The following is a 16,900-nucleotide window of genomic DNA, read 5'->3' as shown; positions in this document are numbered from 1 at the left end:
TACCCTGATTAATAAGGGATTAAGACGATTAGGTAGTGTGCAAAACCCGCTGCGATGAGTCTGAAGACATACCCTGATTAATAAGGGATTAAGACCTTTACCTGCCCATAGTTGGGATGGTTACGGGTCTGAAGACATACCCTGATTAATAAGGGATTAAGACGATTTTTTCGATTTACATGTGTCGTATATTACGTCTGAAGACATACCCTGATTAATAAGGGATTAAGACTTACAAAATGTTTCGAGATACTGGAGAGTTATTGTCTGAAGACATACCCTGATTAATAAGGGATTAAGACAATTTGTTGAGAATGATTGATGTGAAAGTTGAGAGTCTGAAGACACACCCTAAGCTTTTCTAAGAAACATGTTTCGAAGTAGGCGCAAGATAAGGGATTAAGACTCCTTCTCAAGTCGTATTGCTTCGTTCAGTCCAGTCTGAAGACATACCCTGATTAATAAGGGATTAAGACATCTCTTTAGAAGAGAGGTTAGTTTTATTCATTTGTCTGAAGACATACCCTGAGCTTTTTTGGAAAAGCACTGCTTTGACATAAGCGCAAGATAAGGGATTAAGACATATTGCTTTCATCAAAATGCAAAGCGTTATCTGTCTGAAGACATACCCTGAGCTTTTCTGAGAAACATGTTTCGAAGTAGGCGCAAGATAAGGGATGAGCAACGATTAGAAAAACAACGTTTTTCCGTTGCACAAGATGAAGGCTATGCCTGAGCTGATCCAAGTAAATGTTCCAAACTCACGGCAAAAACAGATAGAATAAAAAACAGCAGACAAATCTGCTGTTATATTTTTATTTTATTATATTTCAATATCTTGAAGATAAACGATAAGCTTCCTCAATTTTTCGCATGGCAGGCAACTGGTCTAAAATCAGATCATCATACCACGTGTTATAATCAATATTTTGAGCAAAATGACTGAGTTGCTTTTGCATGGCATTAGACCAATCTTTGGCACTACTAAATAGTTGCTCATTATTACACCACACCCCTTCACGGTTTGCGCGTAAAATACCCTGTGAGGTTTGTAATAAGACTTGCTCAGATTTGATATAACCCCCTTGTAGATCACTTTCGCCTTTTACCCAAGTATCTAGCATAATCCAAGTTTGCGCTGAGCGACCTGTAAACCAACAACGATCTTCGATATCTTTTCCGTTATCTGCCTGTTGTCCATTCCACATAGTTGAAGAGATTACATCAAAATCACCGACTAAAAATTGAATTAAATCAATCAAATGATAACCTGCATCTAATAATGCACCGCCACCTGCATAACGTCGATCTTCACGCCAATTATGCTCGGTACTTGTTGATTTTTTTCCTGATTTACCTAAATGTAAATGTGCATGTAACTCAGTGACAGTCAAATGATGCTGTTTTAAATAATCAAAGAGGAATTTATAGCTGGCATGGTTACGACGTTGAATTGCTGTTCTTAAGCCACATTTTGCCAATTTGGCACTTTGCATAAAGTATTTGGCTTCTTGATAATCTCGACCTAAAGGTTTTTCTTTAAGCATTGGTTTTTGTAAGTCTAGCAGTTTGTGCCAAATCGGTTCATAAGCATGGTGTGGCAATGCCAAAATTAAAGCATCGAAAATAAATCCACTTGAAACGATATCTTCTAACTGACTAAAAAAAGTCAAATTGAGCATAGGGAACTGTTTGGCAATCAGTGTATGACGCTCAGTAGAGCTGTCTACACCTGCCACAATTTCAACATCAGGATGGTCAATGGCTGCAGCAAGATGTTCACAACCTTGATTACCCAAACCCAATAAAATACAACGAATTTTTTGCTTAACCATCAATTAATGCCCCCACATACTGCCACAGGTTAGATCTAAAATACTGCCTGTCATATAACGACTGTGTTCACTGAGTAGAAAAGCCAAACTTTCTGCAATTTCTTGTGGTGTGCATAAACGTTTGAGTAGACTTTCTTCGGCAATGGCTGCCTGACGTTCTATGCTCCAATCTTTGGTCATTTCAGTAATGGTTGTTCCTGGTAAAAGTAAATTGACTCGAATATTGTATTGCCCTAAGTTACGCGCACAACTCATTGTTAAACCATGTAAAGCCGCTTTGCTCGCTGCATAACTGGGTTTACGTGCGCCAATATATCCTACAGGTGAACTGACATTGACAATGCTGCCTCCACCATTTTGTTTCATGATCGGTATAAGCAACTGAATCAGTTTTAAGGCAGGTGTCACATTGACATCAAAAGAGCGTTGCCAATCTTCTAGGTCTAAATGTTCAACATCTGAACCTTTTGAAATGCCTGCTAAATTAATTAAACCCCAAACAGGAGGAAGGTCATGTAAAGCCTGTTGGGTTTTGGGGAGTAAATCATCATCTGCCAAATCAATCGCTAAAGTTTTAATATTGGCATGTTGCAATTGACTTAAACGTACTTGGTTATGATCAATTGCCAAGACTGACCAACCTAATTCTGCCAAATATTGGCAGCAAGTTCGCCCCATACCACCTGCTGCCCCTGTCACAATAATACTTGATGCTGTTTTCACTTCTTGTAATAACTTCATGTTTTATCCTATTCAATTATTTTAAAGTCAGAGTTAATCATTAAATAAAAAATAAACGCCATAAGTCGACAATATCAGTGTGCTGCTGATAACTTGCCGTTAAAGCATGGAAACCTTGATTATTTAATATAGGTTTTTGCCATGTATAATCTAAAACCTGAGGGTTTTCAGGTGGATCAATCACTTGTAAATCAAACACTGGCTGTAAACTTTTTAAGCAGATTTGGCTTTCAGTATTTGGATGATGACTGAATATACGTAACACCCATTGATATTCCATCAACATATTTTGCCCAAAAATGTCTTTTGCCAAATTCAGTTGCTCTTGCCCTAAAGACTGATAGCCACTCATCAAGCACGATGTCCCATAAGCGACACGCATCATGCCAAATGGCATCGCATTTAATCCTTTTTCGATTCTATTCCCTTTCATCATGCGTTCTGCAAATTCATCAGCAAGAGCATGTTTATATTCACCCGAACGCAACATGTGTAACCAACAAAAACGCATGGTGCTATGTAGAAAACTTAAGTGAGCATCTTGATCATGCTCATCTTTTTGCAATTGCTGACGGCTAATTTGACGACTCGCATGTAACAAATCTTCAGCCCGATCATATTCACCATTACGCATCAATGCTGATGCCATAAAATTGTATTGGCGAGCCTGCTGTCCATGTCCTACAGGCATTAAATGATAAGCGGTTTGAAAACACGCCAAAGCTTCTTGTGGATAATTAGCACGTAAAAAAACCTCTGCCAAAGCACCATAACCTTTTGCTACATCAAAATGATGTAAATATTGTCGTGCTAAAGACAAATAATAAATAGCCCATGCACGAGCAGCATGCCAATGTCCTGTTCGGGTATATACTTTAGCCAACCCTAAAGCTGCCGTTGGTACAAGATTTTGCCAATCCTGTTGCATTAAAATCTGTGCAAAAATGGCATGTGCATCTATATACTGATGTTGATAATAGGCTTGCCAAGCTGCAATATGTAAAGACACAACTTCAGGTAAATCTTGTTTGTTTTTAGGGCTTTGTAATAGTTGATGTGCCATCCATCCTTCTAAATCATCTTGTTCTGTCAATGTTAATTGAGAAAAATACTGTTGAGCTTGTATAGATTTTCCTGCTTGAAATAAGGATGACAATTGCTCAATATGCTGTGCTAACTTAAAAATAGATTCTTTCATATATTTCCATGACTATTTATACTGATAAATAAGGTAAACGTGTTACCTGAAATTCTTCTAATGTGGCTTTACATTGTCGTAGCTGCTCGGCATTAAGCTCTATACCACGTAAATGCGGTGGTAAATCTAAAGATAAATGAATATAACGGACATTTTTTTGATTTAAAGCCGCCACGATATTAATCGGTAATGTTCCAATGACCACATCTCCTGCATGAAATTGTTCTAAATCATCCAAATGCTCACAATGCACATCATAAGAGAGACCTTGTTGTGCCGCCCATTGTAAAGCTCCTGAGTGACGTGTAATAAAATATGTGGTCATAAAAACTTTTTCCTTGTTGTTGATGTCATTAAGATAACGTTTATTTTGACTGCTGTATTTTTCTATAAGCTTATGTTTTAACAGCTAAGTCATTTACTTTATAGTCATGTATTATAAAATATCGCATGTTTAGCATATATTTTTCACTTCAAATATCATTTGATCAGCCTATATCAACAGGAGTAAATGTTATGTCTATTTACAAAATTCATATTGACATAAATTTATTAAGAAAAACATTTAAAATTATAAACTTAAGAATATATCAGAAAAATTGTGAAATATTTACACATACAGCAACTTTACTGATACATAATTTGAAATATTTGACCCGTGTAAGTTACTGCTTTACAAAAGGAAAAAATGAGGGTAGAGTCTGAAGACATACCCTGATTAATAAGGGATTAAGACGATGAATCAGAATACCTAGATGTGCGCTGGTGTCTGAAGACATACCCTGATTAATAAGGGATTAAGACGTTTTGCAAGATACGATTACTTTTGACATTTTGTCTGAAGACATATCCTGAGCCTTTCTGAGAAACATGTTTCGAAGTAGGCGCAAGATAAGGGATGAGCAACGATCAGAAAAACAACGTTTTTCCGTTGTGCAAGACGAAGGCTATGCCTGAGTACAGCATCTGTTGTGACGTGATTTTTTACTTCCCCTGACTAATAAGGGATTAAGACCTTTATCCCTAGTACACTGATTGGTTAATCAGAAGTCTAAAAACATACCCTGAGCTTTTCCAAGAAATATGTGCCAAAGCAAACGTAAGATGAGTAATTAAAGTAAAATGAATAAAATGACTTTAGTTGAACTCATTTTTGAAAACTGTATTGGTTCATTAAAAGATTCCAATACAGTAAAAATCTACAATTTTTAAGCTCAATCAAGGTCCTTTATTTGCCGTAAGACTTTGACCTATAACATAAAATTGTCCACCAGAAATATAGTGAAGTGTTTTTAACTCCATAGGCACATCATCAAATTGCCAATGACCATCTTTAAAGACGCGATCATCAGCCCAAGCACTGACGACTTCACCAATAAAAAGATCATGAGCTTGTTGATTATGAGGTTCAGGAATCAATTTACATATTAGCCAAGCTACACAGCCCTCTACCAACGGAGGCAAATAATCATCTTGATAAAATAAGTTGACTCCATATTCCTCTAACTTATTTGGATGGTCTTTTAGACTTTCACTTCCAACATCTACAACCATTTGAGCTTGCCGTGCAACAGGTACTTGTAGAACAAACCATCCACTCTGCTCGACAAGAGATCGTGTAAATGCCATTTTATCCAGTACAACGGTAACTTTTGCTGGAGAAAATTCCAATGCACATGCCCATGACGCAGCCATTACATTTTCAGTGTTTTGTACTTCGCAGACACTAACACTGTTGGTCCATGATTTAATAAGCGATATGCTTTTTCAAGGGCTACAGATTGAATTGCCATATGATGCTCAACATTTAAATATCAACAGCTTTCCATTCAACATCATCTTTTACAGGAGGTAAATAGGATAATCGATTCATATTTTGTTCCCATAAATTTTTAGGAATATGATTTGGTTATTTCCAGTTCATTTGGAAGTGGTCAGCGTACCGCCACTATCATAACACTTATTTAGTCAGCCAATCTCAATGATCTTGATCCTTATGCTTATTTAACAGATGTGCTGACAAGATTGCCGACCCACAAGATGAAAGACATTGAAGACTTGTTGTTACATAAATGGAACTCTGCTTGAGTTCAAGTAGGGTTCAGATGCTTACCTTAAAGCTGCTAGACCTCTATTATTTAATACAAATAATAGGAACACCTGTTTTAAAATCAATTATATAAGATATTAAAAATTTATCTGGATTTAATTTTCTCTGTTTCATATCACTAACTACATCACTGATATTTCTACTCTTCATCGTGTCGTCAGCTTCTGAATTTGTATAACGTGAATTCGGCTTAAGCAGATTTTAACTTAATGGGTTTTAAAATCTGCTGAATACCTGAATTATACCCATTCACAAGTACCAACGCATATAAGGTCAAAGCAGAGAAAATTGTGGTCAATAATCCTATTTTTGATCTATGTCGAGTATACTCAAGATCAAATTAACTCTTTATAAGATTGAATCGTGCTTCAATAATTCCTCATTTTTTAATACATCATGATCAAATGGGTCTAAAACATGTAATCAGCTGGTAACATTACCACTTATGACTATATGCGATTTTTAAAGTGATACCAGAAGCCAATAAATGGCTCATATTGTTATTACTACGCAATAATTGGCTATATAAAGGATAATACTTTCTGTTGAAAATATTTTCTAAACCAATACTGACATTATTCTTAGCATTCACATCAAAACTACTCATTAAGTCAACGGTTGTATATGTTTTTGCATCATATCGACCAAAGCTTTCTTTTCCATCTAAGGGATAATCCTGAGAACCCCAATAAGTGGCTTGTAAGCGATTTGTCCACGTATCTGATGGATTATAAGAAATATAAGATGTCAGTTTTAATGGTGGAATACGATACCCCGTCATTCTTTGATCTTTATTTTGTCCTTGCGGTGTTTCACGTCCCTTCATCCATGTTGCACTACCACCCAATCCCCAAATTCCGTCCTGATCTAGATAGTCAAAAGTAGCTTCAACCCCAGTCACTTCTTCTTTTGTTCGCGCAAGGCTAAGACCATTATTAAATGACTGCACTGCGCCTAGATCTGAGGTTGAGTAGAACACCGCTAAGCTCGATGAAATACGATCGAAATCACCATTCCAACCAAGTTCATAGTTATCAACTTTAACGGGTTCTAGAAATGAAGAACTTAAATCAAATCCAGTATTTGCATTACGAATCACTAAACCAACATCTGGGAGTTGAAAACCCTGACTAAAAGAGCCATAAATCGAATGTTTTTTACAGGGCTAAAAGTGATGCTCGCATTGTATAACCATGCATCTGCTTTAACTTTACCCCCCTTTACTGTATATGGGTTTGGTTTGTTGGCTTGTGTTAGTGGAATGAAATCATCGACCTCTGCAAAACTATCTTCATAACGAGTACCCACTTCAGCAGACCATTGATCATTAAAACGATGTTTTAATTGTGCAAAGACACCCATACTTTGTGTTGTAAGCTCTGGTAGGTAGATGAGATTGCCATTTTTGACAAATGCTAATCCGCCAGATTGATCATAAATTGCAGGATCAAAGGTATCTAAAGGCATTTTACTTTGTTCACGGATAAAATCCCCTCCCCACACCAGTGAGCTATCACCTAAAAAATGAAGAGGTGTATTAAATGTAAAACGACTACCAAAAACATCATTTTCTTGATATCCCTGATTAATGGTATTGGCACGGTTTGCTTGATTCCTACCATCTGTTGGGTTAAAACGCGTATAAAAGTCACGGTAATAGATCTGTGAATCGAATTTACTACCTAAGAGATCTTTATTTTTATAAGTCAAATTATAGACCTGACTTTCATTTTGGTTCTGGTCTACCAACTTTAAACCTTTTATCGCTTTCGCTGGTACACTACCAGCTGGTAGCTTTGCTACACTTGGATCAGCAGCATATTTTGAGTCTTGGTCAGCGGTATAATAATTTGCGGATAGTTGAATATATTGATGATCATCAATATGATAGCCTAATTTTCCGCCAATACTATAAGCGTCAGAGTCAAATAAATCACCTTGACTAGGCTCTGGTGCGATACGATCACCACTTGCATCATAAGAGCTACCTGTACGTTTATATCCAAAATCTAAGGCATAATCCCAATCATTTAAACTTCCAGAAAAATACTGATGTATATCAGCACTTAAAGCGTCATGGCTAAAATTAGTTAATGGTGTTTGAAAGCCTACAACGGTTTTTGCTTCAGGTTCTCCTCCTGCTTTCTTGGTCGTGATTGAAATAATACCACCCGTTGCACCACCGCCATAAATAGCATTACTTCCACGAATAACTTCAATATTCTGAATACTTTCTGGATCAATACCAGAAAGCCCTCTAGAGGTTTCTCGACTTAAATTAAGAGGAATGCCATCAACTAAAATCAGTGCATTGCGACCACGTAAAGTTTGTCCAAAATCAGTGATTGTACGGCTCGAATCTGCAAGACCAGGGACTGTTTTAGCCAAAACCGTTGCAATATTTCCTGCTGAGCTTTGCTTTAAAAGCTCCAACTGTTTTTCATCTATTTTTGTTGTTTGTTTAGAATTTTCTTGTACACCATCAGCACGTGATGCTGTGAATGTCATTGTTTCTAACTGTTGTATCGTACTGTCTGATGGTAGTGTTTGATCTGCATTTTCAGCAAAACTTGAATTAGAAATGAAAATTGCCCCTGTTGTTGCCAATATTGGGAAAAAATTTTTAGGTGCAAATATTGAAGGTGGCTTTTTCATAAATTATAAATGGTAATGATAATTGTTATCAACATAATTCCTGTTTGGTTTTTAGTCAATTATTTTTTATTACTAAATAATGCAATCTTATTAAAAAATAGCTACATCTTTATTAATAAAATTAAATTATTTTTTATATTCAATACCTTAAATAAAGTATTCTAATTCATAGACGCTTTTTGGCAATAAAATTTTTTTTCATTATTAAACTGTATTTAATTGTAAGTATCAATATTGATCATATGGAATGAGTTTTTATTGATGGTAGCCATGTTCAGGCACATCAACATTCTTCTGAAATAAAAGGTCAGGATATTTATAAATTTTTTGGTGGAAATAGTTCTAAAATTCATCTGACTGCTGATGCAGATTTAAATTATATTTCAATATCTAATTCTATTCGCCCATTACATAAACTTTCATGAAGTGACTAACTATGCATGAAATTTTTATTATAGCGAAATTTACAGATATAGTATGATGCGTACAATACGCATCACATAAAATTATAAGTATTTGTTTTATATTTATTTTAATTAAAATAGATGTTCTTAAATAACCAATAGATTAACCATTAAATTATGTTTTAATTGACTGATCACAATCGTTATTGCTGATTGTTCTACAGTCGTGCCTAAAGTCTTCGCCATTGTGTAAATTAAAGGTTGATTATAATAATTAGAGCCAGCACATAACCCACAAGTAAGTGCCATAATCAAATGGAAAAACTAAAAATAAAGAGATCATTATTTACATAAAGTCAGAGAAATTTATTTAAAAATAGTCAATATTTACATGATGAAGATGAAACAAGTATTTTTCAAATATTTTTGCTTCAAAAAAGCCAATATGATGAAAAATACTTGTGCTTTATATAAAAAATCTAGAACTATCCAAGCTCACTATGAATATTATTCACCATATGTAAGAGGCGTGGTGCAATATCATCTTCTAATTTTTCCCTATTTAAAATAAAGCTTGGACCACCACAGTTAAAAACGAGTAATCCATGCTGTTCATTATAATAAGGTACTGCAACAGCATTAACATCCTTTTGCCATTCTCCAATTGAAAAACAATAACCATAATCTTGATAATCTTTAAAAGCTTTATCTAAGTCACGATTAATTTTAATCCAGTCATCTTTATATTTAGTCCTAATCGCATTTAATAAGAACTCTCGCTCATCTTCAGGTAAAATAGCTAAACAAGCACGTCCCATTGAACTTTGATGTATAGGTAAATAAGTACCTACTTGGCGACGCATTGTCGCATTGCCTTTACCTTGAACAACATCCAAATAAATCATATTCAAACGATCACGTGTTGCCATAGCCACAGCAGCACCTGCATAATCAGCTAGATCACTCATATATGAATGTGCTATAGAACGTATAGATAGGTTTGATAACATAGAATAACCAAATGCTAACACTCCTACAGACAACTGAAATTTACTCGAATTAGATACCTGTTTTAAATAACCTAATCGAGACAATGTATGTGTTAGTCTTGTAATTGTTGGCTTAGGCAAACCTGTCATTTGTGACAATTCCTGATTACCTAAATGTTGATGTTTTGATGAAAAACAGCGTAAAAGCTCTAAGCCGCGGGCTAAGGCAGTCACGTATTGACGGTCATTTTCATCTTGCATGTCTTCAATAGGATGCAAAAGCTCATGCCTTAAAGAGGTTTCAAACTTATCTACTGGGCTTGAGTCTGTTTTTTTATTAGTCATTTAACTTCCAATTTTCCATCATTTGTTTCGCATAGCGAAAATTATAATACAAAATTTAGATTAATAGCAAAAAGCAACTTGCTATATTTTCTATTTTTTTGGTTTATAAAAGTAACTGAACATTTAGTTGTATATGTACCAATCGCCCACACATTCTATTGATGATTTGATGGATTTGGTTGAAAATAATATTGAGGTATCTACAACAAAATCTATAGATACCATGCACTTAAAATAGGATGCTAATTAAAATATCAGCTTAATAAACTAATAAACATATCAAGTCATCCAATAACACCCCGTTTACGTAATTTCATGAGATATTCCTGATCTAAAATTTGACTTAAAATTTCATCAGTATGCTCACCTAATAAAGGAGGATGTTTTCTATACTCGATAGGAGTACGTGACATTTTAATAGGTGATCCAATAACTTTAAGTTTTTCCTTTAATGGATGTTTCATTTCAATGAGCATATTACGTGCTAAAACTTGGGGTTCTTTCAAAGCTTGTTCTAAATTATTAATTAAACCCACTGGAACCTTGACAGCATGAATTAAATTTACCCAATGCTGAGCTGTATCACTTAAAAAATGCTTTGATAATAGAGCACCAATTTCACTACGATATTTGATACGCAAGGTATTCGTTCTAAAACGTGGATCATCAGGTAATTCAGGTAAACCTATCGCATGACTTAAAGCAATAAATTGCTTATCATTACCACAGGCGATGATAAAATCTTGATCTATAGCCTTAAATACTTGATAAGGAACAATATTAGCATGTGCATTACCATATCGTTTAGGGATTTCACCTGATGCTAAATAATTCATTCCTTGATTGGCAAGGGTAGCAACCTGTACATCTAATAATGCCATATTAATACATTGCCCCAATCCTGTTTTCACTCTATTTAATAAAGCTGCTTGAATCGCAATTGTAGAATATAAACCTGTAGTCAAATCAGAAAATGCTACTCCTACTTTTTGTGGTCCACCCCCTGGTAAATCATCTTTTTCACCTGTTACGGACATGAGCCCTCCCATACCCTGAATGACAAAATCATATCCAGGTTCAGTGGCACGAGGGCCTGTTTGACCAAAACCAGTTATAGAACAATAAACTAACTTAGGATTAATTATTTTTAAAGACTCATAATCTAAACCATATTTTTTCAATGAGCCTGTTTTATAATTTTCAATGATTACATCTGAATCAACAACCAAAGTACGAATAATTTCTTGACCTTCTATTGTTGAAATATCAATGGCAATGGAGAGCTTATTACGGTTAGTTGATTGGTAATAAGCTGCTTCATGTGTATCTTCTCCTAAATTATTTTTCATCCAAGGAGGTCCCCATAAACGAGTATCATCTCCTGTTTTTGGACGTTCCACTTTGATAACTTCAGCGCCTAAATCTGCTAAATTTTGACTACACCAAGGACCTGCTAATACACGGCTGAGATCCAAAACGCGAATACCTTTCAACGCACCCATGACTATTTCCTTTAAACGCGTTCAATGACCATTGCCAAACCTTGCCCCACACCAATACATAGACTGATCACTGCATATTTCTGACCACGGCGCTGTAACTCCCGTGCTGTACCTAGGGCTAAACGTGCGCCTGATGCACCCAATGGATGACCCACTGCGATTGCACCACCATTTGGATTGACACGTGGATCATCCAGTTTAAGTTTTAATCCTTTTAAACATGATAATACCTGTGATGCAAAAGCTTCATTGATTTCAATGATATCCATATCTGCCAGAGTCAGATTTGCACGTTTCAATGCCAATTCAATCGCTGCCACAGGTCCTGCACCCATGATACGTGGTTCAATTCCCACAGCACCTGAAGATAAAATTTTTGCCATTGGTTTAAAGCCCAATGTTTGTTCTGCTTGTGCAGAACCTATAATCAATGCTGCCGCACCATCATTTACACCTGAAGCATTCCCCGCAGTCACAACACCTTCGGCAAATACAGGGCGTAATTTTTGCAAAACTGCTAGATCTGTTGTAGGACGAGGATGTTCATCTTCTTGAAGTAATTTCGCGGGTAATTTTCTTCCCTGTGATACCTCTACTGCAACGATTTCATCCTTAAAAAATCCTGCCTGACGAGCATTTTCATATTTCGCTTGTGATGCAACTGCAAATAAATCAGCTTGTTCTCGAGTGATCCCATAGGCAACGGCTACGTTATCGCCCGTTTGTGGCATCGTGTCATTGCCAAATTGTTGTTCAATTTTAGGGTTTGGAAAGCGTGCCCCTATCGTTGAATCAAACATTTTAAAATCACGGCTAAAAGCCTGTTCCGATTTTGCCATGACAAAGGGTGCCCGTGACATTGACTCCACACCACCTGCAAGATAAATCTCTCCTTCACCACAACTGACCGCCCGTGCCGCATCAATCACTGCCGCTAAACCCGAAGCACATAAACGATTCACCGTTTGTGCAGGAGTATGAACATCCAAACCTGCTAATAGTGTGGTATGCCGTGCAATATTACGACTGTCTTCACCTGCCTGATTGGTATTTCCCAAAATGACATCATCAAAAATATCGGCTTGCAATTGATGCTTATTGAGCAGTGCACGAATCACCTGTGCTGCCAAATCATCGGGGCGAACCGTTGCAAGACTGCCACCATGACGACCAAATGGGCTGCGTACACCATCGTAAATATAGGCATTTAACATACACTTTTCCTTAAATTGTTGTGCTATGTAGTAAAGATAAATTTAAACGTGCTCGACGTTGTAGCCATGGGCTTGGGCGATAACGCTGATCTCCTGTATTGTGTAAAATACGTTCTAAGATCAATAAAATACGCTGTGAACCGAGTTGATCACCCCATGAGATGGGTCCATATGGGTAGCCCAGTCCTAGCCGTACTGCCTGATCAATATCGGTTGCAGAAGCAATTTGTTGTTGTGCAATGTCACACGCCAAATTAATCACCATGGCAAGTACACGTTGTGCAATAAAACCCATACTTTCCTCAATAACTGAAACACCATGCTGATCTTGTGCAAATAGAGCATGTGCCTGATCTACATATTCTTTTTGTGTAACAATTGAAGGCATTAGAGTACGGTGCTTAGCAAAGTCTGTTAATAAATCAATACTGACAGCACGTGTTGCATCTACACCCAATCGCAATGCGGCAGTCGTCGTGTCTTCACCATAAGTTGCCAAGATAATCAAACTGTCCGCAGCAGGTTGTTCAGCAACATCAAGCGTGATATTTTTTTCACGTAAATATTGACGTAAAATCAAATCATCATGTTTCAAATCGGCATAAATCCAGACCGCATTAAACTGAGTTACGTCAGGTACAAGTTGTGCAGCCGCTTCGTTGATTTTTTTTCCCTCAACATAACGGTAAAAACCTTCTCCAACTTTACGACCTACCTTTTTTGCTGCGAGCATTTGACGAGTTAAGGCATGTGGACGGTAACGATCTTCCTGATAATATTGATTAAAAATAGATTCCATAACAGGGTGAGACACATCAAGCGCTGTGAGATCAAATAATTCAAATGGTCCCATGCGAAAGCCTGCGCCTTCACGCAAGATACGATCAATCTCAGAAACGGAGGCAACACCCTCACCTAATGCTTTTAATGCTTCTGTGCCATATGCACGCCCAGCATGATTAACAATAAACCCAGGTGTGTCTTTGGTACGAACACCCAAGTGCCCCATACGTTGCGACAGTTCTAGTAAATCAACAACGACTACCTCCTCCGTTGCCAAGCCTGCGATCACTTCTACAATTTTCATTAAGGGAACAGGGTTGAAAAAATGAAAGCCTGCAAGCCGTGAAGGTATGTTTAATGCTGCGGCAATCGCAGTCACAGACAAAGACGAAGTATTAGTTGCCAGAATGGTCTGTTCAGAAACGATATTTTCTAGTTGTAAAAAAAGTTTCTGTTTAATTTCAATATTTTCAATAATCGCTTCGACAACTAAATCAACTCCTGCCACCGCTTCAATGTGTTCAATCACTTTTAAACGGGCTAAAGTTTCATTAAGTTGTTGTACAGTAATTTTGCCTTTGAGCTGTAATTTTTCCAGCGTCTGCTTTAATTGATTTAATCCGCGTTCGGCTGCACCTGCTTGTACATCAAACAAACGGACTTCCAATCCAGCCTGCGCTGCGATTTGGGCAATACCCATGCCCATTACACCTGTACCAATCAGTGCCATAGTTTGAATGGTCATGCTTTATTCTCCACGATATTGAGCTGTACGTTTTTCAAAAAAGGCATTCACCCCTTCTTTTTGATCCTGTGTATCGAAAAGAATTTGAAAGGCTTTACGCTCCAGTGCTAAAGCACCTTGCAAAGGTAAATCCTGTCCGAGTTGAGTCACTTCTTTAATTTGCTGTACCGCGATTGGAGAAAATGCAGCAATGCGTTCCGCCATGGCAATGGCATGTTGGATGGTTTGGTCATCTTCCACCACTTCAGAAACCAAGCCCATACGTTCAGCAGCTTCAGCCGAAAATAATTGACCTGTTAGTACAAGTTGCATGGTTTTAAATTTCCCAATGGCACGAAGCAAGCGCTGTGTGCCCCCTGCGCCGGGCATTAAGCCCAGTTTTACTTCAGGCTGACCAAACTGAGCTGAGCGCCCAGCCACAATAATGTCAGCATGCATTGCCAACTCACAACCACCGCCCAAAGCATAACCATTGACTGCGGCAATAATCGGTTTAGGACAATCTATGATGCTTTGCCAATAGTGTTCGGTATGGCGTAAATACATTTGCACAGTGCTTGCTGTAGTAAAGTCCTTAATGTCTGCACCTGCTGCAAACACCTTGTCACCCCCTGTGATTACAATCGCACGTACTGCTGCGTTTGTAGATAAGGATTGAAAAATGGCTGACAGTTCCTGACGTAATTCAAGATTGAGCGCATTACGTGCTTCAGGGCGATTAAGCTCTATAACTGCAACATCATTGTGAAGTGCTATTTTTAATACTTTATAACTATTCATGATTAACTAATTCTGCATAGCGGTATTTATTTAAAAATATACACAATAAAATTAAAATAACAAATATTTTTATACAGAAAATTAATTTATTAGCAAAATTAATGACCATTAAAAGAAAATATAGCAATATTTTTAATTAAAAATATTGCACTGCGGTATTTTATTTTAAAATATTGATTAATTTTATTGTTTAAATTAATCTATGCGTAAATTTATATGATTTTATGATGAAATTTAAAAAATGGAGTTTGGATATGATTCGTGATCAAGAAACTTTAGACCAACTGGTCGATATGATTCGACAGTTTGTAGAAGGTGTTTTAATCCCGCATGAAGAAATCGTTGCTGAAACAGATGAAATTCCTCAGCAAGTCATTCAACAAATGCGTGAACTTGGACTGTTTGGCTTAACCATCCCTGAAGCTTATGAAGGTTTGGGATTAACCATGGAAGAAGAAGTCTATGTGGCATTTGAGCTTGGACGCACATCTCCAGCTTTTCGTTCATTAATTGGTACCAATAATGGTATTGGTGCTTCAGGTTTGATCATTGATGGCACCGAAGAACAAAAACAATTTTTCCTGCCGCGCTTAGCCAGCGGTGAAATAATTGGATCGTTCTGTCTAACCGAACCTGACTCAGGCTCAGATGCAGCATCACTAAAAACTACTGCGGTTAAAGACGGTGATGAATATATTTTAAATGGAACCAAACGCTTTATTACCAACGCACCACATGCAGGTGTCTTCACGGTCATGGCGCGAACCAATACCGAAATTAAGGGGTCTGCGGGGATTTCTGCATTTATTGTAGACAGTCAGACCGCAGGAATTTCCTTAGGTAAACGTGATAAAAAAATGGGGCAAAAAGGTGCACATACTTGTGATGTCATTTTTGAAAATTGCCGTATTCCCGCATCGGCGTTGATTGGTGGTGTAGAAGGTGTTGGCTTTAAAACAGCAATGAAAGTATTGGATAAAGGTCGTATTCATATTGCTGCTTTAAGCGTAGGTGCTGCGACGCGCATGCTGGATGATTCACTGCAATATGCCATCGAACGTAAACAATTTGGTCAACCAATTGCTGACTTTCAACTCATTCAAGCCATGCTTGCAGATTCAAAAGCTGAAATTTATGCAGCTCGTTGTATGGTACTCGATGCTGCCCGACTGCGTGATGCAGGTCAAAATGTCAGCACTGAAGCCTCTTGTGCCAAAATGTTTGCGACCGAAATGTGTGGACGTGTGGCTGATCGTGGTGTGCAAATTCATGGTGGTGCAGGTTATATCAGTGAATATGCCATTGAACGTTTCTATCGTGATGTACGTTTATTCCGTCTATATGAAGGCACAACCCAAATTCAGCAAATCATCATTGCACGCAATATGGTTCGTGCCAAAACTCAATAAATAGTGTGATCTGAATCCCCCATATATCTCTAGCTTAGGATCTAGCCCTAAGCTTTCTATTATTTGTGATTCTCTTTTCGCTCTCTACGGATTGAGAATAGAATAGAGCTTAAAAAATCATATGATACTGAACAATATTCAACGTGAATCGATGGAGTTTGATGTCGTGATCGTAGGCGCAGGTCCTGCT

At 37.2% G+C, this 16,900-nt stretch carries 10 protein-coding genes, 5 pseudogenes and 1 CRISPR repeat array (1 of these 16 cut by a window edge); of the genes and pseudogenes, 3 read left to right on the top strand and 12 right to left on the bottom strand.

Translation table 11 applies throughout. The features are described from left to right. Positions 1–302: direct repeats of the CRISPR family, unit length 37 nt; unit sequence GTCTGAAGACATACCCTGATTAATAAGGGATTAAGAC; it reaches 222 nt to the left of the window's first position. A gap of 528 nt (positions 303–830) precedes the next feature. The 5 genes and pseudogenes from C9E89_RS11210 to C9E89_RS11185 form a co-directional block, all read right to left on the bottom strand. Continuing rightward, entirely contained in the window at positions 831–1,835 is a 1,005-nt protein-coding gene (locus C9E89_RS11210; RefSeq protein ID WP_107008439.1) for a Gfo/Idh/MocA family protein, read from the bottom strand. Positions 1,836–1,838: 3 nt separating this feature from the next. Continuing rightward, the gene (locus C9E89_RS11205) at positions 1,839–2,576 is read right to left on the bottom strand and encodes an SDR family NAD(P)-dependent oxidoreductase (RefSeq protein ID WP_107008438.1); all 738 of its coding nucleotides are present in this window, start codon (positions 2,574–2,576) and stop codon (positions 1,839–1,841) included. Between the two features lie 40 nt (positions 2,577–2,616). Continuing rightward, entirely contained in the window at positions 2,617–3,774 is a 1,158-nt protein-coding gene (locus tag C9E89_RS11200) for a tetratricopeptide repeat protein (protein WP_107008437.1), read from the bottom strand. Positions 3,775–3,790: 16 nt separating this feature from the next. Further along, positions 3,791–4,099, bottom strand: coding sequence for a CRISPR-associated protein Csx16 (gene csx16 / locus C9E89_RS11195; RefSeq protein WP_107008436.1), 309 nt, complete (start codon positions 4,097–4,099; stop codon positions 3,791–3,793). Positions 4,100–4,992: 893 nt separating this feature from the next. Beyond that, positions 4,993–5,567, bottom strand: a pseudogene (locus tag C9E89_RS11185) (flavin reductase family protein). Between the two features lie 127 nt (positions 5,568–5,694). On the opposite strand from C9E89_RS11185, the pseudogene C9E89_RS11180 reads away from it, so the two are divergent. Continuing rightward, a pseudogene (locus C9E89_RS11180) lies at positions 5,695–5,862 on the top strand (transposase domain-containing protein); the annotation flags it as partial. Positions 5,863–6,074: 212 nt separating this feature from the next. Here C9E89_RS11180 and C9E89_RS11175 read toward each other — a convergent pair. Together C9E89_RS11175 and C9E89_RS11170 are read right to left on the bottom strand one after the other, a co-directional pair. Beyond that, a pseudogene (locus C9E89_RS11175) lies at positions 6,075–6,301 on the bottom strand (IS982 family transposase); the annotation flags it as partial. 19 nt (positions 6,302–6,320) lie between these two features. Next, positions 6,321–8,539, bottom strand: a pseudogene (locus C9E89_RS11170) (TonB-dependent receptor). A 251-nt stretch (positions 8,540–8,790) separates the two neighbouring features. On the opposite strand from C9E89_RS11170, the pseudogene C9E89_RS23800 reads away from it, so the two are divergent. After that, positions 8,791–8,922, top strand: a pseudogene (locus tag C9E89_RS23800) (IS5/IS1182 family transposase); the annotation flags it as partial. Between the two features lie 506 nt (positions 8,923–9,428). On the opposite strand, the gene C9E89_RS11165 reads toward C9E89_RS23800, so the two are convergent. The 5 genes from C9E89_RS11165 to C9E89_RS11145 all read right to left on the bottom strand — a co-directional run bounded on the left by C9E89_RS11165 (position 9,429) and on the right by C9E89_RS11145 (position 15,301). Further along, positions 9,429–10,277, bottom strand: a complete 849-nt coding sequence (locus C9E89_RS11165; RefSeq protein ID WP_107008434.1) for an IclR family transcriptional regulator — start codon at positions 10,275–10,277, stop codon at positions 9,429–9,431. 284 nt (positions 10,278–10,561) lie between these two features. Further along, the gene (locus C9E89_RS11160) at positions 10,562–11,779 is read right to left on the bottom strand and encodes a CaiB/BaiF CoA transferase family protein (protein ID WP_107008433.1); all 1,218 of its coding nucleotides are present in this window, start codon (positions 11,777–11,779) and stop codon (positions 10,562–10,564) included. Between the two features lie 11 nt (positions 11,780–11,790). Beyond that, positions 11,791–12,993: a 3-oxoadipyl-CoA thiolase gene (locus tag C9E89_RS11155; RefSeq protein WP_107008432.1), complete on the bottom strand. Its 1,203-nt coding sequence runs from the start codon at positions 12,991–12,993 to the stop codon at positions 11,791–11,793. 10 nt (positions 12,994–13,003) lie between these two features. Beyond that, positions 13,004–14,521, bottom strand: coding sequence for a 3-hydroxyacyl-CoA dehydrogenase (locus tag C9E89_RS11150; protein WP_107008431.1), 1,518 nt, complete (start codon positions 14,519–14,521; stop codon positions 13,004–13,006). Positions 14,522–14,524: 3 nt separating this feature from the next. Further along, positions 14,525–15,301, bottom strand: a complete 777-nt coding sequence (locus C9E89_RS11145; protein WP_107008430.1) for an enoyl-CoA hydratase — start codon at positions 15,299–15,301, stop codon at positions 14,525–14,527. A gap of 254 nt (positions 15,302–15,555) precedes the next feature. On the opposite strand from C9E89_RS11145, the gene C9E89_RS11140 reads away from it, so the two are divergent. After that, entirely contained in the window at positions 15,556–16,710 is a 1,155-nt protein-coding gene (locus C9E89_RS11140; protein WP_107008493.1) for an acyl-CoA dehydrogenase family protein, read from the top strand. Positions 16,711–16,900 lie beyond the last annotated feature (190 nt).

Origin of the sequence: Acinetobacter sichuanensis (genome assembly GCF_003024515.2) — a bacterium.
Taxonomy (GTDB): Bacteria; Pseudomonadota; Gammaproteobacteria; order Pseudomonadales; family Moraxellaceae; genus Acinetobacter; species Acinetobacter sichuanensis.
This window is presented reverse-complemented; position numbering and strand designations above follow the sequence as displayed.